Source organism: Pseudomonas sp. P9_35, assembly GCF_034008205.1.
GTDB lineage: Bacteria > Pseudomonadota > Gammaproteobacteria > Pseudomonadales > Pseudomonadaceae > Aquipseudomonas > Aquipseudomonas kilonensis.
In genome coordinates, this window is record NZ_CP125373.1 from 2,344,119 (window position 1) to 2,367,264 (window position 23,146).

At 61.2% G+C, this 23,146-nt stretch carries 15 protein-coding genes; 9 read left to right on the forward strand and 6 right to left on the reverse strand.

Annotated features, from left to right (window positions below; genetic code table 11):
- Positions 1–150 precede the first annotated feature (150 nt).
- The 3 genes from QMK47_RS10430 (at position 151) to QMK47_RS10440 (ending at position 5,372) form a co-directional block, all read left to right on the forward strand.
- Entirely contained in the window at positions 151–858 is a 708-nt protein-coding gene (locus QMK47_RS10430) for a TetR/AcrR family transcriptional regulator (protein ID WP_013692622.1), read from the forward strand.
- A 183-nt stretch (positions 859–1,041) separates the two neighbouring features.
- Positions 1,042–2,040 (forward strand): beta-N-acetylhexosaminidase, encoded by a 999-nt coding sequence (gene nagZ, locus QMK47_RS10435; RefSeq protein WP_320390517.1) that lies wholly within the window; start codon positions 1,042–1,044, stop codon positions 2,038–2,040.
- A gap of 41 nt (positions 2,041–2,081) precedes the next feature.
- Positions 2,082–5,372, forward strand: a complete 3,291-nt coding sequence (locus QMK47_RS10440; protein WP_320390136.1) for a DEAD/DEAH box helicase — start codon at positions 2,082–2,084, stop codon at positions 5,370–5,372.
- A gap of 205 nt (positions 5,373–5,577) precedes the next feature.
- On the opposite strand, the gene QMK47_RS10445 is transcribed toward QMK47_RS10440, so the two are convergent.
- From QMK47_RS10445 to mfd, 3 genes are read right to left on the reverse strand one after another with little or no spacing between them, the layout of a single operon-like run.
- Entirely contained in the window at positions 5,578–8,271 is a 2,694-nt protein-coding gene (locus tag QMK47_RS10445; protein ID WP_320390137.1) for a DEAD/DEAH box helicase, read from the reverse strand.
- A gap of 11 nt (positions 8,272–8,282) precedes the next feature.
- Entirely contained in the window at positions 8,283–8,849 is a 567-nt protein-coding gene (locus tag QMK47_RS10450; protein WP_253472946.1) for a CsiV family protein, read from the reverse strand.
- 10 nt (positions 8,850–8,859) lie between these two features.
- The gene (gene mfd, locus QMK47_RS10455) at positions 8,860–12,309 is read right to left on the reverse strand and encodes a transcription-repair coupling factor (protein WP_320390138.1); all 3,450 of its coding nucleotides are present in this window, start codon (positions 12,307–12,309) and stop codon (positions 8,860–8,862) included.
- A 168-nt stretch (positions 12,310–12,477) separates the two neighbouring features.
- Between mfd and QMK47_RS10460 the strand changes: the two genes are divergently transcribed.
- Positions 12,478–13,941 (forward strand): glyceraldehyde-3-phosphate dehydrogenase, encoded by a 1,464-nt coding sequence (locus QMK47_RS10460; RefSeq protein ID WP_320390139.1) that lies wholly within the window; start codon positions 12,478–12,480, stop codon positions 13,939–13,941.
- Between the two features lie 153 nt (positions 13,942–14,094).
- On the opposite strand, the gene QMK47_RS10465 is transcribed toward QMK47_RS10460, so the two are convergent.
- On the reverse strand, positions 14,095–15,393 hold the full coding sequence (locus tag QMK47_RS10465; protein ID WP_253472952.1) for an MFS transporter: 1,299 nt from the start codon (positions 15,391–15,393) through the stop codon (positions 14,095–14,097).
- Positions 15,394–15,707: 314 nt separating this feature from the next.
- Between QMK47_RS10465 and QMK47_RS10470 the strand changes: the two genes are divergently transcribed.
- On the forward strand, positions 15,708–16,697 hold the full coding sequence (locus tag QMK47_RS10470) for an FAD:protein FMN transferase (RefSeq protein ID WP_320390140.1): 990 nt from the start codon (positions 15,708–15,710) through the stop codon (positions 16,695–16,697).
- Between the two features lie 211 nt (positions 16,698–16,908).
- Positions 16,909–18,303, forward strand: coding sequence for a Si-specific NAD(P)(+) transhydrogenase (gene sthA / locus QMK47_RS10475; RefSeq protein ID WP_003183399.1), 1,395 nt, complete (start codon positions 16,909–16,911; stop codon positions 18,301–18,303).
- Between the two features lie 42 nt (positions 18,304–18,345).
- Here the strand turns inward: sthA and QMK47_RS10480 are convergent, their stop codons facing one another.
- Together QMK47_RS10480 and QMK47_RS10485 are read right to left on the reverse strand one after the other, a co-directional pair.
- A complete protein-coding gene (locus QMK47_RS10480; RefSeq protein WP_063322173.1) occupies positions 18,346–19,068 on the reverse strand; it encodes a glycerophosphodiester phosphodiesterase in 723 nt (240 codons plus the stop codon).
- The gene (locus QMK47_RS10485; protein WP_320390141.1) at positions 19,065–19,661 is read right to left on the reverse strand and encodes a PilZ domain-containing protein; all 597 of its coding nucleotides are present in this window, start codon (positions 19,659–19,661) and stop codon (positions 19,065–19,067) included. Before QMK47_RS10485 ends, QMK47_RS10480 begins: the two co-directional genes overlap by 4 nt.
- Positions 19,662–19,755: 94 nt before the next feature.
- Here QMK47_RS10485 and QMK47_RS10490 point away from each other — a divergent pair, with 94 nt between their 5' ends.
- The 3 genes from QMK47_RS10490 (at position 19,756) to QMK47_RS10500 (ending at position 23,005) form a co-directional block, all read left to right on the forward strand.
- Positions 19,756–21,006: a lipoprotein-releasing ABC transporter permease subunit gene (locus tag QMK47_RS10490; RefSeq protein ID WP_003199675.1), complete on the forward strand. Its 1,251-nt coding sequence runs from the start codon at positions 19,756–19,758 to the stop codon at positions 21,004–21,006.
- 7 nt (positions 21,007–21,013) lie between these two features.
- Entirely contained in the window at positions 21,014–21,697 is a 684-nt protein-coding gene (lolD, locus tag QMK47_RS10495) for a lipoprotein-releasing ABC transporter ATP-binding protein LolD (RefSeq protein WP_162843734.1), read from the forward strand.
- A gap of 63 nt (positions 21,698–21,760) precedes the next feature.
- The gene (locus QMK47_RS10500) at positions 21,761–23,005 is read left to right on the forward strand and encodes a lipoprotein-releasing ABC transporter permease subunit (protein WP_320390142.1); all 1,245 of its coding nucleotides are present in this window, start codon (positions 21,761–21,763) and stop codon (positions 23,003–23,005) included.
- The last annotated feature ends 141 nt before the right edge of the window (positions 23,006–23,146 follow it).

The following is a 23,146-nucleotide window of genomic DNA, read 5'->3' on the forward strand; positions in this document are numbered from 1 at the left end:
TCGGTCGGGCTGTTGGATGCGACATGGCTACCACCCGTGAAAAGGTGTGGTTAAATACGTGACCGGGCGTTCGCAAAACGCCCCGGCAGGCTTGACAACCCCTGGGCTGAAACGTATGTTTCAAACAAGTGTTTGTCAGGCGGAGTAACCATGGCCCAGTCGGAAACTGTTGAACGCATTCTCGATGCTGCCGAGCAGTTGTTCGCGGAAAAAGGTTTCGCTGAAACCTCGTTGCGTCTGATCACCAGCAAGGCCGGGGTAAACCTGGCGGCGGTGAACTATCATTTCGGCTCGAAAAAGGCCCTGATCCAGGCGGTATTCTCGCGGTTCCTCGGGCCTTTCTGCCTCAGCCTCGATCGCGAGCTGGAGCGCCGGCAGGCCAAGCCTGACGTCAAGCCGACCCTGGAAGAGCTGCTGGAAATCCTGGTCGAGCAAGCCCTTGTCGTGCAACCACGCAGCGGTAACGACCTTTCCATTTTCATGCGCCTGTTGGGCCTTGCCTTCAGCCAGAGCCAGGGCCACCTGCGACGTTACCTGGAAGACATGTACGGCAAGGTTTTCCGGCGCTACATGCTGCTGGTCAACGAGGCCGCACCGCGCATTCCGCCCATCGAGTTGTTCTGGCGGGTGCACTTCATGCTCGGCGCTGCGGCGTTCAGCATGTCCGGTATCAAGGCGTTGCGCGCCATCGCTGAAACCGACTTTGGCGTGAACACCTCGATCGAACAGGTCATGCGCCTGATGGTGCCGTTCCTGGCAGCCGGCATGCGTGCCGAAAGTGGTGTCACCGATGAAGCCATGGCTGCCGCGCAATTGCGTCCGCGCAGTAAATCGACACCGGCGCTGGCCAAGGCGTAAGCGCACGGGTGGGCGCGGCTGCCGACATCCGCTAAGCTAGCCGCCCATGCCGACTCTCGTTTCGAACCCGTTCCATTTTTCATTGCATGACCGCGACCTGCCGGGCCTTGGGCCCAGCGGTGTGGTCGTGTCTGTGTTACCGCGCGGGTTCATCGTTATTAAGGAAATGCTATGACTGCTGGCCTGCAAGGCTCGTTGATGGTGGACGTCGCCGGTACCTGGCTGACGGCCGAAGATCGCCACCTGTTGCGCCAGCCCGAGGTAGGCGGCCTGATCATTTTTGCCCGCAATATCGAGCATCCACGGCAGGTGCGCGAGCTGAGCGCGTCGATCCGCGCCATCCGCCCCGACCTTTTATTGGCGGTGGATCAGGAAGGTGGTCGTGTCCAGCGGCTGCGCCAGGGTTTTGTGCGGTTGCCGGCGATGCGGGCGATAGCCGACAACCCGAACGCCGAATACCTGGCCGAACAGTGCGGCTGGATCATGGCCACTGAAGTGCTGGCGGTTGGTCTCGACTTGAGCTTTGCCCCGGTGCTTGACCTCGATTACCAGCGCAGCGCCGTCGTCGGCAGTCGTTCCTTCGAAGGCGATCCCGAGCGCGCTGCGTTGTTGGCCGGTGCCTTCATCCGCGGCATGAGCTCCGCCGGGATGGCCGCCACCGGCAAGCATTTCCCGGGGCATGGCTGGGCCGAGGCCGATTCCCACGTGGCGATTCCGAACGATGAGCGTAGCCTGGAGCAGATTCGCGCCAACGACCTGGTACCGTTTGCCAGGCTGAGCAAGCAACTGGCCGCCGTCATGCCGGCCCATGTCATCTACCCGCAGGTCGACGCCAATCCAGCCGGGTTTTCCCGCCGCTGGCTGCAGGACATCCTGCGTGGCGAGTTGCAATTCGATGGCGTGATCTTCAGCGATGATCTGTCGATGGCCGGTGCTCATGTGGTCGGTGATGCCGCCAGTCGTATCGAGGCTGCTTTGACGGCGGGTTGCGACATGGGCCTGGTGTGCAATGATCGCGCGGCTGCAGAGTTGGCCTTGAGCGCTGCCCAGCGCCTGAAGGTCAAGCCTTCGGCACGGATCGCCCGCATGCGCGGCCAGGCCTGTGCCTCCACTGAATACCGTCAGGACCCTCGCTGGCTGGCGGCGCTCGGCGCGCTGAGGGCTGCCCAGCTGGTTGATTGAGGAAGTGTCGTGACTGATATGCGTAATGCTCGGCGGTGCCCATGACCCAGCCAATTGAGGCGCTTCTTGAGACGGATTGGGGAGAAGACTTCCATCAGAGTTACCTTCAGCGCGGGTTCGACTACGCCGAGAGAGACCGAGTACGGATACTGCGGATAGACGAGCAATCGATTCACGCCGAATGCGAGGGTGGCGGCGATAATGTCTATCAGCAGGTGATCGAGCTCACTCGTTATCGGGGCTACGACGGCGTTCGTTACGAATGTTCGTGCCCGGTCGGTGACAGCTGCAAGCACTGCGCTGCCGTCATGTTCCATTTGATGTGGAATCCGCAAGCGCTGGAGGCCGGCTCCGCCAGCGAGCGCCTGAGTTCTGAACTTGAAACCTGGATCAAGGGTATTCCCGAGTGGGACGCCGATTCGCTACCGAGCAAAAAAGACGCCGATGTCCGGATCTTCTACAAACTCAAGAAGACGCACATAGGGCAGTGGCTTTTGGAACTCTTCAAGGGGCGCCAGCTCGATGATGGTTCCCTGAAGGATCTGAAAGCGTTTGGTCAACTGACGGACATGCTGAATCGTTCTCCGAATTATATGTCCGACGTCGACAAGCAAATTGGCCAGTCGCTTATCAGCAGTCAGCATTATCACAGCCAGAACAGCTTTCCGTTGCAAGGTCGCAGCGGCGCCGAAGTGCTGGCGCTGGCATTGCAGTCCTCACGCTTGTTCCTGGATTTCGACCCGCCGCAGCCATTGGGCGCAGGTCCGCTAAAAAATGCGCAGTTTTTCTGGGCTGAGCAGGCCAATGGCAACTATCGGTCTCGGTGGCGCAGTGGCGATCAGGTACTGGATAACCTCCTGGTGCTTGAGCCGCTTCATTATCTGGATTTATCGCGCAGGGAACTTGGCCGGCTGTCCTATGAAATGGACGACAAATTGGCGTGCCATTTATGCCATGCGCCGGAGGTGCCCGCTCGGGATGTCGTGCTTTTCAGCCATAGGATCAACGCCGTCGACCGACCTATCCCGCCGCCGAAAGAACTGACTGAGCGCATCATCGAAGGTGTTGAACCGCGAGCGGTGTTGACGTTGGGAAGTGCAATCAACTTCCGGCACTGGAAATCTGTTCCAGAACATCGCGCGGCACTGACCTTTATTTATGATGGTCATGTGGCGGACGACAAAGCATCCACCGAACTGTCGATCCTGTCCGGAACCGAAATCTTGCGCATTGAGCGTAAGCCGGATGTCGAGCAAGCCTTTCGCACCGTTCTGCGTAAGGTAGGTTTCAAGAAAACCAATCGCAAGAGCCTTGCGCTGGCGGACATCGGGGGTGAGCTATTTCAAATGACGGATGACGACGCCTGGTTGGCCTTCATGGACAAAGGCCTGCCACGATTGCGTGCCGCCAATTGGCAGATCGATATCGAAGCGGGTTTTCATTTCGATCTGCAACCGGTGGAGCAGTTGTACGCCGACATCGAGGAGTCTCCCGGTCGAGAGTGGTTCGATTTACAACTGGGCATTATCGTCGATGGAAAACGGCACAGCCTGCTGCCGATCTTGCTTCATCTGCTTCGCTCAAGCCCCGAGATGATGACCCCGGACAACTTGGGTCGTCGCGGTGACGAAGAGTTGATGTTGCTCGATCTCAACGGCGGAAAATTCGGGGCGGGTCCTGGTGTGAAGGTCGCGTTGCCATATGGGCGGGTCAAGCCGCTGATGGCAACGCTTGGTGAGTTGTACATGAAGGAGCACCGGGGTGACTCGATACGGTTGAATGCCTTTGATGCGGCCAGGTTGAATGTGCTTGAAAGCGTGCCATTGACCTGGCAAGGCGGGGAGCGGTTGCGTACGTTCGCCAAGCGATTGAATGAGTCGACTCACGTGCATGTCCCTGCGCCGGCAGGGCTCAAAGCCAAGCTGCGACCTTATCAGCTCGAAGGGCTCAATTGGATGCAGACGCTGCGCGAGCTGGAAGTTGGCGGCATCCTGGGTGATGACATGGGCTTGGGTAAAACCTTGCAGACCCTGGCTCACCTGCTTTGCGAGAAACAGGCCGGGCGCCTGGATGTCCCGGCGCTTGCAGTCATGCCCACCAGTCTGATTCCCAACTGGCTCGACGAAGCGGCACGCTTCACACCGCAGCTCAACGTCGTGGCGCTTCATGGTGCAGCCCGGCAAAAAGATTTCGCCAGCCTTGCACAGTACGACCTGGTTCTGACGACTTATGCCTTGTTGCCGCGGGATTTGGAGGTGCTGAAACCCCAGGCCTGGAGTGTGCTGATTCTCGATGAAGCGCAGAACATCAAGAACCCCACCAGCAAGGCCGCCCAGGCTGCTCGCGAACTCAATGCCCGGCAGCGCTTGTGCCTGTCCGGTACGCCCCTGGAAAATCACTTGGGCGAACTCTGGTCTCTGTTTCATTTCCTCCTGCCCGGCTGGTTGGGGGATAACAAAAGCTTCAACCGAGACTACCGGACGCCGATCGAAAAACATGGCAACAGCGAGCGAATGCACTATCTGACGGCGCGAATAAAACCGTTTCTGCTGCGGCGTAAAAAGGAACAAGTCGCTACTGAGCTGCCACCCAAGACTGAAATCGTCCATTGGGTCGACCTCAGTGACGGGCAGCGGGATGTCTATGAAACCGTGCGTGTGGCCATGGACAAGAAAGTGCGCGACGAAATCGCTCGCAGCGGCGTGGCCCGTAGCCAGATTATCATTCTCGATGCGTTGCTCAAGTTACGCCAGGTCTGCTGCGACCTGCGGCTGCTCAATACCGTACAGACCGCCAAAGCGCTACGTTCCGGCAGCGGCAAGTTGGTCAGTTTAATGGAGATGCTCGAAGAGTTGCTCAGCGAAGGGCGCAAGATTCTGCTGTTTTCCCAGTTCACCTCGATGCTGGCCCTGATCGAGGAGGAACTGCAAAAGCGCAGCCTGACCTATTCCTTACTGACCGGATCCACCACGGATCGCCGCACCCCGGTGAGGGAATTTCAGAGTGGCAAGGTGTCGCTGTTTCTAATCAGCCTCAAGGCCGGCGGTACGGGGCTCAATCTGACGGCTGCGGACACGGTGATTCACTTCGATCCGTGGTGGAACCCAGCGGTGGAAAATCAGGCGACCGACCGGGCTTATCGGATCGGTCAAAACAAGCCAGTGTTCGTCTACAAGCTGATTGCCCGAGGCACGGTGGAAGAGAAGATACAGGCGCTTCAGGAGGATAAGGCCGCGTTGGCGGGCAGTCTGCTGGATGGCGGCGCGACGGGTGGGTGGAAGCTTGAGCAGAGCGATATCGAAGCGTTGTTTGCACCGTTGCCCAAGACCTGATTCACCGGCACATTCACTGGCTATGTCGCCTGATAGTCAGTCATCGCGAGCAGGCTCGCTCCCACATATTGTCCGCGCACATCAAGTGACTCGGTCACCTGTGGGAGCCGAGCTTGCTCTCGATGACGGCGGCACAGTCGACATCCGCGCCAACTGAACCACCGCTATCGCGAGCAAGCTTGGCTCCCACAGGAATTGAGGGGTGTCAGCGTTTTTCCAGCTTGTCAGGCAGCGGCGCGAACAATGCTTCGATATCGTCGCTCTGCAGTTTCCAGTCTCCAGCCACGCGTCCGTCCAGCACGCCGGCGGCGAGGTCGGATTTTTCCTTTTGCAGTAGCTGGATCTTCTCTTCCACCGTGCCTCGGGCAATCAGCTTGTAGACGAATACCGGTTTTTCCTGGCCGATGCGGTAGGCGCGGTCGGTCGCCTGGTTTTCGGTGGCCGGGTTCCACCATGGGTCGTAGTGAATCACGGTGTCGGCCTCGGTCAGGTTCAGGCCTACGCCACCAGCCTTGAGGCTGATCAGGAAGATCTGACGCTTGCCGCTCTGGAACTCCTTGACGGGCGTGCGTCGGTCGCGGGTCTGGCCGGTCAGGAGGGCGTAATCGACGCCGCGTTTCTTCAGCTCATCTTCAATCAGTGCCAGCATGGACGTGAATTGGGAAAACAACAGCACCCGGCGACCTTCTTCAAACAGCTCTTCGAGCATTTCCATCAGGCTGTCGAGCTTGCCCGAGGTGCTGCCTCGGGCGGGCAGGGTAGCGTCGTTGATCAGGCGCAGGTCGCAACACACCTGGCGCAGCTTGAGCAGGGCTTCGAGAATGATGATCTGGCTGCGGGCCACGCCTTTGCGGGTGATCTCGTCGCGGACCTTCTTGTCCATCGCCAGGCGCATGGTCTCGTAGACGTCCCGCTGGGCGTCGCTGAGTTCGACCCAATGGATGATCTCGGTCTTGGGCGGCAACTCCGTCGCCACCTGCTCCTTGGTCCTGCGCAGCAGGAAAGGTTTTATCCGACCGTTGAGGTGCTGCAGTCGTACATCGCTGCCGCGCTTTTCTATCGGTACACGGTAATCGCGGTTGAAACTCTTGACGTCCCCAAGCCACCCCGGCAGCAGGAAGTGAAACAGCGACCACAATTCGCCCAGGTGATTTTCCAGCGGCGTGCCGGACAGGCACAGCCGCTGGCGGGCGTTGAGCTCGCGGGCGGCCTGGGCGGCTTTGCTGGTGGGGTTCTTGATGTACTGGGCTTCATCGAGGATCAGCACGTGCAACGGCTGCGCGGCCAGGCGCTCGACATCCTTGGGCAGCAGGGCATAGGTGGTGAGGACCAGGTCGTAATCGGCCAGTCGGTCGAAATATTTCTTGCGCCCGGCGCCGTAAAGCGCCAATACCTTGAGCTGCGGCGTGAAGTGAGCCGCCTCGTCGAGCCAGTTGGGGATCAGGCTGGTCGGCATGACGACCATGCACGGCCGGTCGAGGCGTCCGGCGTGTTTTTCGCTGAGAATGTGCGCCAGGGTCTGTAGGGTTTTGCCCAGGCCCATGTCGTCCGCGAGAATGCCGCCGACTTCCAATTGCCTGAGCGATTGCATCCAGCTCAAGCCTTCGAGTTGATAGGGCCGCAGCGTCGCGTTCAGGCCCTCGGGCGCGAGGGCGGTGTAATCCTTGATGTCCCGCAGGCGTTGCGCCAGGCCGCGAATGTGTTCGCCACCTTCCCAGGTCAGCGGCATGTCCTGCAGCGGGTTCAGGCGCAGGGCGTCCGCGCTGTTGAGGCGCAGTTTGGTGGTGCCGGGCTCTTGCAGGTAAAACTCGCCCAGGGTCGCCAGCACCGGTTTCAGCCGGCCATAGGGCAGGGCCACCTGCTGCGGGCCGAACTCCGAGTTCGGGCGGTTGGGCAGGTTGACCAGAATGAGTTCGTCATCCCGACGCCGGGCCAGGCGTTCCGGGTTGAACAATTCGATGTGCGAGCGCATCAGGTTCAGCAGGATCGGCAGCAGGCTCAGGCGTTCGCCGTTGACGATGATCCCCAGTTCGAGGTCGAACCAGTCCCGCTCCGGCGTTTCCTCGACGGTGGCGTACCACTCGTCCACTGCCGTCAGGTCGAAGCCGAAGTCCTCGTCGATCTGCAATTCCCAGCCCTGGGTGCGCAGTTTCGGCAGGTCATTGAGGGTGAAGGTCAGCCAGGCGCTGTCGTTGACCATCTCGTACAGTTCGCCAGCGCTTTCCGGCAGGGCCTTGCTTTGTCGGGTCGCGACCTTGAAGCCGAGGATTCGCAGCTGTTCGCGGTAGGACTGTTCCACGTCGGTGTGGCGTTTTATCCGCAGAGTCTGGGTTTCCTGGCGAATCAGCACGTCGGTGTTGCGCTGGCCGCTGACGTATTCGTCCAGGTAACTGAACGACAGTGCGGCGCGGTGTTGAATGTAGCGCTGCATCTTGCCGTTGCGCGGCTCGAAGGCGCTGAACTCGATACTGGCCAGCCACAGGCGCGGCACCGGTTGCACATTGTCCACCAGCACTTGTGGCGGGGCCTTGGGGCTGCGGTTGTCCAGCACCGCCTGGAGTTTCTCCAGCAACTGCGCGTCTTTTTCGGCGGCCGGGTAGGCCAGGGTTTCCTGGACTTGCAGCAACACCGCCGCGCAGTGCTTGCAGTTGATGCGCACCGGGCAGGAGCACGCGGCTTCGAGCAGAATCAGCGTGCCCTTGGCTGACTCTTTAAGGCGAATGGTCTGACGGTAGACGTTACCGCCAGAGCCTTCGCAACTGGCGGTGATGGTGCTGTCGCCGGCTTCGACAATCCTGACGCGGTTTTCCAGCGCATAACGGCGCCCGCGCTCCAGGCTCTGTTCCTTGAATCGATTGACCCAGGAAGGTGCCAGGGGTTTGCTCAGGGGCGAGGGCATAGGTGCGCCAATCAGTCCGGAATGACTTCAGGTGCCTGCCGTGGCGCGGGCGCGGTCAACGAGGTGATCTTGATCAGCAGGCCAAGATGCCCGTTGTCGAGGAAGTTCAGTTGGCCATTCTTGGTATGGCTCTGCTGCTTGAGGCGCTCGCTGGAGGTGACCAGGCCATTGGCGTTGATCTGGTTGATCCAGAAATCGGCATCCACGTCGGTGAAACGGCCCAGCTTCAGTTCCAGGGTGCCCTCGATGGGGAATTGCCCGAACTGTTCGGCACCGTCGCTGATGGCAATTTTGCGCCCCTGTTCACCGAGGGTCTGCTGCCAGGCCTTGTGCATCAATACCGTGTATTGGCCGCTGGCGGTGAGTTTCTCGACGATGTTGCCCATGGCCGGCGTGCGCTGGCTATCCGCGCCCAGGCGTTGCGCGCCGGCGTCCCAGTCTTCCGGTGCGGCGCGGCTGACAATCGCCGGCTCGGCATTCTGGCGCACCAGGATCATTTCAACCTGATACAGGTCGTCGGCAAGCGCCAGGGGAGCGACCAGGGTCAACAACAAGGTCAGTGAGCGAAACAGGCGCATGTGGCGTCCTTCAAACAGTGGTCGGAGTGAGGCGCTCGAACAGCGCTTCTACGGTATTGAAGCGCTCTTCCGCGCGCTCCATGGGCACCATGAATTTGAACATCGTGGCACCTTCGAACTTGTAGCGTTTGGGTTGGCCCTGGATCAACTTGATCAGCACCAGTGGATCGACCGGCGTCTGGGCCTCGAACTCGATCCGGCCGCCGTTGGGGCCGCCGTCGACTTTCTTGATGCCCAGTTGTTCGGCCTTGAGCTTGAGCAGCGTGGTACGCACCAGGTTCTTGGTCGGTTCCGGCAGCAGGCCGAAGCGGTCGATCATCTCCACTTGCAGGTCCTTGAGGCCTTCCTCGTCGCTGGCCGAGGCGATGCGTTTGTAGAGGATCAGCCGTGCGTGAACGTCCGGCAGGTAGTCTTCCGGGATCAACGCCGGCACCCGCAGGTTGATTTCCGGCCCGCCGCCCAGGGGTTGGTCGAGGTTCGGCTGTTCGCCCTTGCGGATCGACTTGACCGCGCGTTCGAGCATTTCCATGTACAGGGTGAAGCCGACGGCCTGGATCTGGCCGCTCTGGCCGTCGCCGAGCAATTCGCCGGCACCGCGGATTTCCAGGTCGTTGGTGGCCAGCACGAAGCCGGCGCCCAGGTCCTGGGTATTGGCGATGGCTTCCAGGCGCTTTTCCGCATCCGGGGTGATCTGCTGGCGCGGTGGCGTCAACAGGTAGGCATAGGCCTGGTGGTGGCTACGACCGACTCGGCCGCGCAACTGGTGCAGCTGGGCCAGGCCGAATTTGTCGGCGCGCTCGATGATGATGGTGTTGGCGCTCGGCACGTCGATGCCGGTCTCGATGATGGTCGAGGCGATCAGCACGTTGAAGCGCTTGTGGTAGAAGTCGCTCATCACCTGTTCGAGTTCACGCTCGCGCATTTGCCCGTGGCCGATGCCGATCCGCGCTTCCGGCACCAGTTCGGCGAGGTCGGCGGCGCATTTCTCGATGGTCTTCACGTCGTTGTGCAGGTAATAGACCTGGCCGCCACGCAGCAACTCACGCAGCAAGGCTTCCTTGACCGTGCTTTTGTTCTGCTCCATGACAAAGGTGCGCACCGACAGGCGCCGGGCCGGCGGCGTGGCGATGATCGACAGATCGCGCATGCCCGACACCGCCATGTTCAGCGTGCGCGGGATCGGCGTGGCGGTCAGGGTCAGGATGTCGACTTCGCTGCGCAGGGCCTTGAGCTGTTCTTTCTGGCGTACGCCAAAGCGGTGCTCTTCGTCGATGATCACCAGCCCCAGGTTCTTGATCTTCACGTCGTCCTGCAGCAGCTTGTGCGTGCCGATGACGATGTCGATCTTGCCCTCGGCCAGGTCGGCCACGGCGGCGTTCACTTCCTTGGTGGATTTGAAACGGCTCATCACTTCCACTGTCACCGGCCAGTCGGCAAAGCGGTCGCGGAAACTGTTGTAGTGCTGCTGGGCGAGCAGAGTGGTCGGCACCAGGATCGCGACCTGCTTGCCACCGTGCACGGCAATGAACGCGGCGCGCATCGCCACTTCGGTCTTGCCGAAGCCCACATCGCCACACACCAGCCGGTCCATCGGTTTGGGCGCGAGCATGTCGGCGCGCACGGCTTCGATGGTGGTCTGCTGGTCGACGGTTTCTTCGAACGGGAAACCGGCGCTGAAGGTTTCGTAGTCGGCTTTCGGATCGGCGAAGGCATAGCCCTCGCGGGCCGCGCGCCGGGCATAGATGTCCAGCAGTTCGGCGGCCACGTCGCGCACCTGTTCGGCCGCCTTGCGTTTGGCTTTCTGCCAGGTTTCCGAGCCCAGGCGATGCAGTGGGGCCAGGGCGTCGTCGCTGCCGGTGTAGCGGGCGATCAGGTGCAGGTTCGCCACCGGCACGTAGAGCTTGGCACCCTCGGCGTATTCAAGGGTCAGGAACTCGGCGGCCTGGCTGTCGATTTCCAGTGTCGCCAGGCCCAGGTAGCGGCCCACGCCGTGGTCGATGTGCACCACGGGCGCGCCTTCGCGCAGTTCGGTGAGGTTCTTGATGACGGCGTCGTTGGCGGCGTCGGCGCGTTTCTCGCGACGGCGGCGCTGCATGACGCGCTGGCCGAACAAAGGACTTTCGGCGACCAGGGCCAGGGCTGGGTCATCCAGGACCAGGCCGTCGTTCAATGGCGCGATGGTAATCGCCAGGCGATCCTTGCCGGCGACGAAGTCCGGCCAGCTGTCCACCGTTTTCGGTCGCAGCTTCAGGCGCTCAAGCAGCTCCAGCAGCACTTCGCGACGACCCGCGGATTCGGCGGTGAACAACACGCGGCCGGGGAATGCATCGAGAAAGCCGGCCAGCGCCGCCAGGGGTTGCGTGGCCTTGGCTTCGATGGCCAGGTCCGGCAACGCCTTGGCCGGGAAACGTTCACGGCCGACGCCGGTTTCCACGTCCTGCTGGCTCGCCACCACCCGTGGCCAGCTCTTGAGGCGGGCAAAACAGTCTTCCACCGGCAGGAACAGCTCGGCCGGCGGTAATAGCGGCCGGGAAGGATCGACGCGACGTTCTTCGTAGCGGTTGCGCACGTCGTTCCAGAAGTTTTCCGCGGCCTGTTCGATGCCCGGCAGGGAAAACACCTGGGTGTCCTGGGGCAGGTAATCGAACAGGGTGGAGGTTTCTTCGAAAAACAGTGGCAGGTAATACTCGATGCCGGCGGGCGTGATCCCGCTGCTCAGGTCCTGGAAGATCGGGCAGCGCCGGAAATCCACATCGAAGCGCTCGCGAAAGCGGGCCTTGAAGCGGGTCACGGCGTCTTTCTGCAGCGGGAACTCCTTGGCCGGCAACAGGCGGATCGACTGCACTTTATCGATGGACCGCTGGTTTTCCGGGTCGAAGGTGCGCAGGGTCTCGATTTCGTCATCGAACAGGTCGATGCGATAAGGCAGTTTGCTACCCATCGGGAACAGGTCGATCAAGGCGCCGCGTACCGCGAACTCGCCGTGCTCGTACACCGTGTCGACGCAGCGATAGCCACTGGCCTCAAGGCGAGTGCGCATTTGCTCGACATCGAGCTTCTGTCCGATGTCCAGCACCAGGCTGCTGCCAAGCAGGAATTGGGTCGGCGCCAGGCGATGTAGGGCCGTGGTGATCGGCACTACCAAAACGCCATGACTGAGTTCCGGCAGCCGATAAAGGCTGGCGATTCGCTGGGAAATGATGTCCTGGTGCGGCGAAAACAGATCGTAGGGCAGGGTTTCCCAGTCCGGAAAATGCAAGACCGGCAAATCCGGAGCGAAGAAACTCAGCTCCTGTTCCAGCCGCTCGGCGCTTTGGCTGTCGGCGGTCAGCAGCAGGGTGAAACGCTTTGCAGCGCTGGCAGCCTCGGCGATGGCCAGGCTCAGGGCGGCACCGGGCAGGTTGCCCCAGTGCTGTTTACCTGCCGCGGCAGGGAGAAGCGGAAGACGCAGAACGGGCACGGAAGATTGAGCTCCAGCATTGCGACAAAGTCGACAATTGTAGCGGGGGAAGAGGGCTGCTGTCAGTCGCAGACTACCCGGGCAGACAGGAAAACCACGGTGCGACAGGCGCGCATTGCTCCGCCGATGACTCGGCGGCATAATGTAGCCCCTTTTTTCAGCCCCTACATGTGGAAGGTTACCGTGACTCAGAAGCCCGACCAGTGTCTTGGTGAATGGATTGATCGTGAAGCTCTCGCAGAAGCGATGATCCCTCTCATCGGTCAGCTCTACCGCAATAACAACGTGGTGAGCTCGATCTATGGCCGCAGCCTGATCAACCAGTCTGTCATCGCGATCCTCAAAGCCCATCGCTTTGCTCGCCACCGTTCTTCCGACGACAGCGAACTCTCCGTCCACGAAACATTCCCCCTGCTTAAAGCCATGAGCGAGCTCAAGCTCGGCGCGGCTTCGGTGGATCTGGGCAAGTTGGCGTTCAAATTCCGCAGCGAAGGCAATGGCCGTAGCGCCGAGCAGTTCGTTCGTGAAGAGATGGCCGATGTGGTTGGCCAGCAGAACGCTTCGCCTCGCAAAGGCACTGACGTGGTCCTGTACGGCTTCGGTCGTATCGGCCGTCTGCTGGCGCGCATCCTGATCGAAAAAACCGGTGGCGGCGACGGCCTGCGCCTGCGGGCCATCGTGGTGCGCAAAGGCGCCGATAACGACCTGACCAAGCGCGCCAGCCTGTTGCGTCGTGATTCGGTCCATGGTTCGTTCAACGGCACCATCATCATCGATGAAGAAAACAACACCATCCTCGCCAACGGCAACCTGATCCAGGTGATCTACGCGAAGAACCCGGCCGAGGTGGACTACACCCAGTACGGCATCAAGGACGCACTGCTGGTGGACAACACCGGCGTATGGCGTGATGCCGAGGGCCTGGGCCAGCACCTGGCCTGCCCGGGCATCGACCGCGTCGTGCTGACAGCGCCTGGCAAGGGCAAGCTGAAGAACATCGTTCACGGCATCAACCACGGCGAAATCACCGCTGAGGACAAGATCGTCTCCGCTGCTTCTTGCACCACCAACGCCATCGTGCCGGTGCTCAAGGCGGTGAACGACAAGTTCGGCATCGTCAACGGTCACGTTGAAACGGTTCACTCGTACACCAACGACCAGAACCTGATCGACAACTTCCACAAGGGCGATCGCCGTGGCCGCAGCGCCGCGCTGAACATGGTCCTCACCGAGACCGGTGCCGCCACCGCCGCCGCCAAGGCCCTGCCTGAACTGGCCGGCAAGCTGACCGGCAACGCGATCCGTGTGCCGACGCCGAACGTGTCGATGGCCATTCTCAACCTGAACCTTGAGAAAGCCGCCACCCGTGAAGAGATGAACGAGTACCTGCGCTACATGGCGCTGCACTCCGACCTGCACAAGCAGATCGACTTCGTCAATTCCCAGGAAGTGGTGTCCACCGACTTCGTCGGCTCGCGCCACGCCGGTGTCGTGGATGCTGAAGCTACCATCAGCCAAGACAGCCGCGTTGTTCTGTACGTTTGGTACGACAACGAGTTCGGTTACAGCTGCCAGGTGGTTCGCGTGATGGAAGACATGGCCGGTGTAAACCCGCCAGCGTTCCCGCGCTAAGCCTTAGCTGCTTGTGAAAACGCCCCGACTTGTCGGGGCGTTTTTTTGTCTGGGGTTTGTGGTGCCTGGGCTGGCCTCATCGCGAGCAAGCTCGCTCCCACAGTTTGATTGTGTACACCCTGTGGGAGCGAGCTTGCTCGCGATAGCGATCCATCAGGCGCCACCGACCACCGAGGCCTGCGCCGTCCGCAGTGCATGCCGATTGCCCTTGAACAGCACCAGGGTCGCAATCAACCCCAGCACCGCCGCGCCACTGAGCCATATCCCCGGCGCGGCCTTGTTATCCAGTACATGAATCAGATAGGTACAAGCCGCCGGGGTAAACCCGCCGAACGTCGCTGTCGCCAGGCTGTAGGCCAGGGAGAAGCCGGTGGTGCGCACCTCGACCGGCATGATTTCCGTCAAGGCCACGACCATTGCACCGTTGTACGATCCATACAGGAACGACAACCACAGCTCGACGATCAGCAAATGGCTGAAACTGGGGTTCGCCACCAACCAGGACAGCGCCGGATAGGCGGTGAGGATCGCCAGGACAGTCGCACCGAGCAGCAGGGGTTTACGTCCGATCTTGTCGGAAAACGCCCCCATCACGGGCAGCCAGAAGAAATTCGACAAGCCGATGCACACCGTGACCAGCAGCGCATCCAGGTCCGACAGGTTCAACTCGGCCTTGCCGAAGGTCGGTGTGTAGGCGGTGATCAGGTAGAACGACACCGTGGTCATCACCACCAGCGCCATGCCGGCCAAGACAATGCCGAAGTTCTGACCAATGGAGCGGACAATATCCGACAGGCTGGGACGATGTTTTCTCGCTTGGAACTCAGGTGTTTCTTCCAGCGAACGACGGATCACGAATATGGCCGGGACAATCATGCACCCCACCAGGAACGGTACGCGCCAGCCCCATTCGCCCATTTCCTGGGGGCTCAGCCAGTGATTGAGGCCAACCCCCAGCAGGCCGGCGAACACCACGGCAGCCTGTTGACTGGCGGATTGCCAACTGACAAAGAAGCCCTTGCGCCCCGGTGTGGAGATTTCCGCCAGGTAAACCGACACGCCACCGAGTTCCACGCCGGCGGAGAAGCCTTGCAGCAATCGGCCCAGCAGCACCAGCAACGGGGCCGCCACGCCGAGGGCAGCGTAGCCCGGCACGCAGGCGATCAGTATGGTGCCCGTGGCCATCAGCGCCAGGGTGATGATCAAGCCTTTGCGACGGCCGTGGCGGTCGATGTAGGCACCGAGAAAAATCGCACCGAGGGGACGCATCAGGAACCCGGCACCAAACGTGGCCAGGGACAACATCAGCGAGGCGAACGCACTGTCGGCGGGGAAGAACGTCTTGGCGATGGCCGTGGCGTAGAAGCCATAGACCATGAAGTCGAACATCTCCAGGAAGTTGCCGCTGACAACGCGAAAAATCGCCTTGCCGTTGCTCGTTTGGGAAGACATGTGTAGGTACTCACTCTGGCAAATCTTGTATGGAAGCGCTGCACCCCTGTGGGAGCCTTGCAGGAACCTTGGAACCTTGGAACCTTGGAACCTTGGAACCTTGGAGCCTTGGAACCTGTGGAAGCAAAGCTTGCTCGCGATGCAGGCGATACGGTTTAGCTGCAAGACCGCGTCATCGTTCATCGCGAGCAAGCTTTGCTCCCACAGGGCTCCATTGGCTCCCACAGGTTTTTTTGCGCGCGCCGGAGTTCATAATGGCGGGCGCGGTTTTGAGGGGAGATGAAGATTTGTTAACTGGACGATGGATTGGGCTTGTGGTGCTGGCCGGCGTGTTGTCGGGTTGCGGCAACGGCGACACCCTGGAGCGCTTCGACGGCCCGACCATGGGCAGTCATTATTCGATTCAGTACGTCAGGCATTCCGCCGGGCCCACTGCGAAAACGGTGCAGGCCGAGGTGGAAAGCATCCTCGCCGAAGTGGATCGGCAACTCTCGACCTATCGCAGCGACTCGGACATCGAGCGTTTCAACGCGCTGCCGGCCAACAGCTGCCAGGTCATGCCTGGCTCGGTCCTGGAGTTGGTCCGCGTAGGTGAGCAGTTGTCGGTTCAAAGCGACGGCTCCTTCGACCTGACGGTGGAACCGCTGCTGAACCTGTGGGGCTTCGGTCCCCAGTCTCGCGAAGAAAAAGTACCGACCGCCGAAGCCTTGACCTTGGCGCGCCAGCGCGTCGGTCATGGTCATTTGCGCATCGAGGGCGACCGGTTGTGCAAGGACACTGCGGTGGAAGTCGACTTCAACAGTGTCGCCGCAGGCTATGCCGTCGACCGCATCGCCGCCAGGCTCCAGGCCCTGGGGATCGACAGTTACCTGGCCGAAGCCACCGGCGAACTCAAGGCCTTGGGGCGCAAGCCCGATGGTTCGGCCTGGCGTATCGCCCTGGAAGAGCCCCGGGACGACCGGCAAGTGGCCGAACGTGTCATCGAGGTCAATGGCTACGGGGTTTCCACCTCGGGCGACTACCGTAAATATTTCGAACAGGGTGGTAGGCGTTATTCCCACACTTTTGACGCACGCACCGGTACACCAGTCCTACATAACCTGGCGTCAGTCACGGTGATTCATCCTTCGGCGTTGATGGCCGATGGACTATCGACGCTGTTGCTGATTCTTGGTCCTGAACGGGGTTGGGACTATGCCGAAAAGCACGGCATTGGGGTATTTTTTGTGCTGCGCGATGGCAATGGCTTTGTTACACGTACCAACGATGCGTTTGAGCGCATAAGCAGCGGAAAAGCCCAATGATGACAGCGTCATGAAAGGCGACCTGTGGCGAAATAGCGCAGGCAAAACTAGCCTACGACGCGACCAAGGGGTAATGTGCGCGGCGTTGACGCTTCTATAGACTGTGGCCGGGCTCGTGAACCGGCCCCAAATTGTTCCTTCATGCCGCAGGCCGGCATGATTTAGCCGTCGGTGCCAAGTGAGGCACAGCGGCCTGTTCTGAGGAGTATGCATGGCTGTCTACAACTACGACGTGGTGGTACTGGGTTCCGGCCCGGCGGGGGAAGGCGCGGCAATGAACGCGGCCAAGGCAGGGCGCAAGGTGGCGATGGTCGACAGCCGTCGGCAGGTCGGCGGCAACTGCACCCACTTGGGTACCATCCCGTCCAAGGCCTTGCGTCACTCGGTCCGGCAGATCATGCAGTTCAACACCAACCCGATGTTCCGTGCCATCGGCGAACCGCGCTGGTTCTCCTTCCCGGACGTGCTCAAGAGCGCCGAGAAGGTGATCTCCAAGCAGGTGGCCTCGCGCACCGGTTACTACGCCCGCAACCGCGTGGACGTGTTCTTCGGCACCGGCAGCTTTGCCGACGAGCAGACGGTCGAAGTGGTCTGCGGCAATGGCGTGGTCGAGAAACTGGTGGCCAAGCACATCATCATTGCCACCGGTTCGCGCCCGTATCGTCCGGCCGACATCGATTTCAACCATGCGCGTATCTACGATAGCGACACCATCCTGAGCCTGGGTCACACCCCGCGCAAGCTCATCGTCTACGGCGCTGGCGTGATCGGTTGCGAATACGCCTCGATCTTCAGCGGCCTGGGTGTGTTGGTGGAACTGGTGGACAACCGCGGCCAGTTGCTGAGCTTCCTGGACTCGGAAATCTCCCAGGCCCTGAGCTATCACTTCAGCAACAACAACATCACCGTGCGCCACAATGAAGACTACGACCGCGTCGAAGGCGTCGACAATGGCGTGATCCTGCACCTCAAGTCCGGCAAGAAGATCAAGGCCGACGCCTTGCTCTGGTGTAACGGTCGTACCGGCAACACCGACACCCTGGGCCTGGAAAACATTGGCGTGAAGGTCAACAGCCGCGGCCAGATCGAAGTCGACGAGAACTACCGTACCTGCGTGCCGAACATCTACGGTGCCGGTGACGTGATCGGCTGGCCGAGCCTGGCCAGTGCCGCCCACGACCAGGGCCGCTCGGCCGCTGGCAGCATTGTCGACAACGGCAGCTGGCGCTTCGTCAACGACGTACCGACCGGGATCTACACCATTCCGGAGATCAGCTCGATCGGCAAGAACGAGCAGGAGCTGACCCAGGCCAAGGTGCCTTATGAAGTGGGCAAGGCCTTCTTCAAGAGCATGGCGCGGGCGCAGATCGCCGGCGAGCCGCAAGGCATGCTGAAGATCCTGTTCCACCGCGAGACCCTGGAAGTGTTGGGCGTGCACTGCTTCGGCTACCAGGCGTCGGAGATCGTGCACATCGGCCAGGCGATCATGAACCAGCCGGGCGAATTGAACACGTTGAAGTACTTCGTCAACACCACGTTCAACTACCCGACCATGGCCGAAGCCTATCGGGTAGCGGCCTATGACGGGCTCAACCGGCTTTTTTGAGCGGCTCCGGCCGGTGGCCTGAGCCGGCCGGGGAGACCGATTTCAGCAATTCTCGAGGGTGGCAGTGGCCAAACCGGGAAAGTCTGTAATCAGGCTGTCAGCGCCAAAGTCGGCGAGCCTGCGCATCAGCGCGGGCTCGTTGACGGTCCACACCGACACATGCAGCCCCTGGCGCTGCGCCTTGATCAGGCGTTCCGGCGTGCACAGGGTCCAGTTCAGCGCCAGAATCTCGCAGCCGTAACTCTGGGCGACCTTCAACGGGTCGAGCCAGGCGTATTCGGCCACCAGTCCGCGGGAGATGTCCGGAGTCAGGTCCAGGGCCGCCTTGAGTACTTCCCGGGAACTGGACGTGATGGTGATTTTGTCCAGCAGCCCGAAACGCTGGGCCATTTCGCGAATGCCCAGCACCGTCGCGGCGGCGCGGGTGCGCGAGGCGCTCTTGACCTCCAGTTGCCAGTGCTCGAAATCACACTTCTCGAACAGCTCCTCCAGGCGTGGGATCGGGCACGGCTTGATCCAGCCCGGGCCACCCTTGCGCGCATCGTAGGTCACCAGCTCGGCGGCGGAATGCTCCACCACTTTGCCGCGCCGGTCCGTGGTGCGCTTGAGGGTCGGGTCGTGGATCACCATCAACTCGCCGTCCATCGAAAGGTGCAGGTCCAGCTCGCAACGGCGTACGCCGTGCTTGAGGCACTCCTGAAAACCGGTCAGGGTGTTTTCCGGCGCTTCGCCCTTGGCGCCGCGGTGGCCATAAATGAGGGTCACGGTTCTTCCTTATTGATACCTGAGTCGTTCTGTTCCCGGGCCAGGCGACGCTCTTGCGCCTGTTTCTGCAGGATGTAGCGAGCCAGCAACTGGCGCTGGGCGTCGGTCGGGCGTTCGAACTCGGTGCCGACGTCGTAGCCGTCGCCCTTGGGGTCGCAGTGGGTGACCCGCGCCCGCAGCAACAGGCCGAGGGCTTGCGGCATCAGCACCAGCTTGATCGACAAGTGGGTGCCGACCGCGATCGGCGTGGGGTGTTGGAAGTCGACGCCGCCTTCGGAAATGATCACCGGTTGCGGTTCGCCGATTTCGCCGAGCACCGTCAGGGCAATGACCTGGCTGAGCAGGTCGATGCGTTTGTTCATTGCCTTGAGGTAGGCCGCGATGCTGCGTTCGCGCTCGCTGATCTGGCGCAGCAGGTGCTGTGATTCGAATTCGCTCAGGTGCAATTCACTGAGCAGATTGAACAATGGAGAAGCATCCTGCAACACTTCCTGGCCAGCAGCTTCAGGAATGGACAGGGGCCGAATTTCCAGTGCGATCGTGTCCTCGATACGGTAGTATTCGCGGCGATCTTCTTCATCTAATGTCGACATGGCGAACCCATGGTAGCGGCGGTGGTCTGAGTGTAAAGCTGGTTTGTGACCCCCGCCACAAGGACGTTCCTTTTCCCTCCGAACAAGCCCCGACATGTTCAGACCTCTCTTCGTATTTATCGGCACGCGTTATACCCGTGCAAAGCGTCGCAATCATTTCGTATCGTTCATTTCCCTGACGTCCATCATCGGGCTGGCCCTTGGCGTGGTCGTGATGATCGTCGTGCTCTCGGTGATGAACGGCTTCGACCATGAGATGCGCACCCGCGTGCTGGGCATGGTGCCCCACGCGACCCTCGAATCCGGCGAAGCCATCAGCGATTGGCCGAGCCTGGCCGCCAAGGTCAAGCAGAACCCGCAGGTGCTGGCCGTTGCGCCGTTCACCCAGATGCAGGGGCTGCTGACCAACGACGGCAAGGTGTCCAAAGTGTTGCTCAATGGCATCGACCCCGGGCTCGAGCGGCAGGTGTCGATCATCGACAACTTCATGCAACAGGGAAAACTCGATGACCTGGCGCCAGGCAGTTTCGGCATCGTCATCGGTGACAAGGCCGCGGCCAAGCTCGGCGTTGCCATTGGCGACAAGCTGACGTTCGTCGCCCCGGAGGTCACCGTGACCCCGGGCGGCATGTTCCCGCGCATGAAACGCTTTACCGTGGTCGGCATTTTCCATGTCGGCGCCGGCGAGCTGGACGGTTACCTGGGCGTCACCAACCTCCAGGACCTGGCGCGCCTGCACCGCTGGAAGCCGGATCAGGTCCAGGGCCTGCGGTTGAAGTTCGACGACCTGTTCCAGGCACCGCGCGTCGCGTGGACCATCGCCCAGCAACTCGGCGAAGACCGCTACTATGCCCGGGACTGGACCCGCACCCACGGCAACCTGTACCAGGCGATCCGCATGGAAAAAGCCATGATCGGTCTGCTGCTGTTGCTGATCGTTGCCGTGGCGGCGTTCAACATCATCTCCACGCTGGTGATGGTGGTGAACGACAAGAAGGGCGACATCGCCATCTTGCGTACCCTCGGCGCCACGCCGGGGCAGATCATGCGGATCTTCATGGTCCAGGGCACGGTCATTGGCGTGATCGGTACGTTCGTCGGCGCCCTGGTCGGGATGTTCGCCGCGCTGAACGTCAGCGCCGCGATTGCCGCCCTCGAAGGCCTGATCGGGCACAAGTTCCTCAACGCCGACGTGTACTTCATCGACTACCTGCCATCGCAATTGCAGGCCGATGACGTGTTGATGGTCTGCGGCGCCGCGTTGGTCCTGAGTTTCCTCGCCACCCTGTATCCTGCCTGGCGTGCCGCGCGCACCCAGCCTGCGGAGGCGTTACGTTATGAGTGAGTCGGGCATGAGTGAAAAAGCAATCTTGAGTTGCCGCAACCTGGGCAAATCCTACGAGGAAGGTCCGGAGTCGGTGGTGGTGTTGTCGGGCCTGCAACTGGAGTTGCATCCTGGCGAGCGCGTGGCGATTGTCGGCACCTCCGGGTCGGGCAAAAGTACCTTGCTCAACCTGCTGGGCGGCCTGGATACGCCGACCGCCGGCAGTGTCTGGCTGGCAGGCGAAGAGCTTTCGGCGTTGAACGAGAAGGCCCGCGGCCTGCTGCGCAACCGTTCCCTGGGCTTCGTCTACCAGTTCCACCATTTGCTGCCCGAGTTCACCGCGCTGGAAAACGTCTGCATGCCGCTGTTGATTGGCCGCACGGCGATTCCTGAGGCCCGTCAGCGCGCCACGGCGTTGCTGGAGCGGGTAGGGCTGGGGCATCGCCTGGAGCACAAGCCGGCCGAATTGTCCGGTGGTGAACGCCAGCGCGTGGCGATTGCCCGGGCCCTGGTCAACAAGCCTGGCCTGGTGATGCTCGACGAGCCGACCGGCAACCTCGACTCCCACACCGCCCAAGGCATCCAGGATTTGATGCTGGAGCTCAGCACGTCGATGCGCACCGCGTTCCTGGTGGTGACTCACGACATGAACCTGGCCCGGCAGATGGACCGCGTCCTGCACTTGCAGGAAGGTTGCCTGACGCCCATCTGACCGACCGAAACCCGGCGTTTGCTACATACGCCGGGTCTTTTATTTTTATACGGTGCCCCGCGAATGTTCAGACCGTTATCGATCTTTATCGGCACGCGCTATACCCGCGCCAAGCGCCGCAATCGCTTTGTTTCGTTCATTTCCATGACCTCGATGATCGGCCTCGCCCTGGGTGTGCTGGCGATGATCGTAGTGTTGTCGGTGATGAACGGCTTCCAGCGCGAAATGAGCTCGCGCATCCTCGGCATGGTGCCCCACGCCACTATCGTCGGTGTCAATCCGATCGACGATTGGCAGCCGGTGGCCGCCGCGGCGCTGAAAAACCCTGAAGTGACCGCTGCCGTGCCGTTTACCGAGATGGAAGGGATGCTGAGCCATAAAGGTTCGATGCAGCCGATCCAGATCAGCGGCGTCGACCCGGCCCAGGAAGGCAAGGTGTCCATCGTCGCCCAGCATATCGTCCAGGGGCGTCTCGATGCGTTGAAGCCGGGCGAGTTTGGCGTGGTGATCGGCGAAATCACCGCCCGACGTTTTCGCCTGAACGTTGGCGACAAAATCACCCTGATCGTGCCGGAAGTCAGCACGGCCCCCGGTGGCATCACCCCACGGATGCAGCGGCTGAATGTGGTGGGTGTGTTCAAGGTGGGCGCCGAGCTGGACGGCTCCATGGCGCTGATCCACCTGGCCGATGCCGCACAGATGCAGCATTGGCAGCCGAACCAGGTGCAAAGCGTGCGTCTGGCGGTGAAGGACTTGTACGCAGCGCCGAAGGTCTCCGGTGACATTGCTACCGGTCTTGGCGCGGCCTACAAGGCCGACGACTGGACCCACACCCAGGGCAGCCTGTTCAGTGCCATGAAAATGGAAAAAACCATGATCGGCTTGCTGCTGATGATGATCGTCGCGGTGGCGGCGTTCAACATCATCGCCACCCTGATCATGGTGGTGAACGACAAAGGCGCGGACATCGCGATCCTGCGCACCATCGGCGCCACCCCGCGGCAGATCATGGCGATTTTCATGGTCCAGGGCACGGTGATCGGCGTTGTCGGTACGCTGATTGGCGGCGTGCTGGGGGTGGTCGCGGCGCTGAACGTCAGTGCGCTGGTGGGCTGGCTGGAACGGGTCAGTGGCCAGCACATCTTCAGTTCCGATGTGTACTTCGTCAGCAACCTGCCGTCGGAGCTGCAGCGTGGCGACGTGGTGCTGATCTGCTCGGCCGGGTTCATCCTGAGCTTCCTCGCCACGGTGTACCCGGCGTTGCGTGCGGCGAAGATCGAACCGGCGCAGGCGTTGCGGTATTCCTGAGAGACTGCAAAAGTGGGTTTGCGGGGCCTCTGCAAGCCCACTGGCAAGTGACGATTGCCTTTGTGGCGAGGGAGCTTGCTCCCGCTGGAGTGCGAAGCGCTCCTGATCCTGATCCAGGCCAAACGCTTTTGGGGCTGCTAC

What these genes read in the sequence shown, in the direction of transcription:
- QMK47_RS10430 (WP_013692622.1), top strand. Translation starts at nt 151, where the DNA reads ATGGCCCAGTCGGAAACTGTTGAACGCATTCTCGATGCTGCCGAGCAG.
- QMK47_RS10440 (WP_320390136.1), top strand. Translation starts at nt 2,082, where the DNA reads ATGACCCAGCCAATTGAGGCGCTTCTTGAGACGGATTGGGGAGAAGAC.
- QMK47_RS10445 (WP_320390137.1), bottom strand. Translation starts at nt 8,271, where the DNA reads ATGCCCTCGCCCCTGAGCAAACCCCTGGCACCTTCCTGGGTCAATCGA.
- QMK47_RS10450 (WP_253472946.1), bottom strand. Translation starts at nt 8,849, where the DNA reads ATGCGCCTGTTTCGCTCACTGACCTTGTTGTTGACCCTGGTCGCTCCC.
- QMK47_RS10460 (WP_320390139.1), top strand. Translation starts at nt 12,478, where the DNA reads ATGTGGAAGGTTACCGTGACTCAGAAGCCCGACCAGTGTCTTGGTGAA.
- QMK47_RS10465 (WP_253472952.1), bottom strand. Translation starts at nt 15,393, where the DNA reads ATGTCTTCCCAAACGAGCAACGGCAAGGCGATTTTTCGCGTTGTCAGC.
- sthA (WP_003183399.1), top strand. Translation starts at nt 16,909, where the DNA reads ATGGCTGTCTACAACTACGACGTGGTGGTACTGGGTTCCGGCCCGGCG.
- QMK47_RS10485 (WP_320390141.1), bottom strand. Translation starts at nt 19,661, where the DNA reads ATGTCGACATTAGATGAAGAAGATCGCCGCGAATACTACCGTATCGAG.
- QMK47_RS10490 (WP_003199675.1), top strand. Translation starts at nt 19,756, where the DNA reads ATGTTCAGACCTCTCTTCGTATTTATCGGCACGCGTTATACCCGTGCA.
- lolD (WP_162843734.1), top strand. Translation starts at nt 21,014, where the DNA reads ATGAGTGAAAAAGCAATCTTGAGTTGCCGCAACCTGGGCAAATCCTAC.
- QMK47_RS10500 (WP_320390142.1), top strand. Translation starts at nt 21,761, where the DNA reads ATGTTCAGACCGTTATCGATCTTTATCGGCACGCGCTATACCCGCGCC.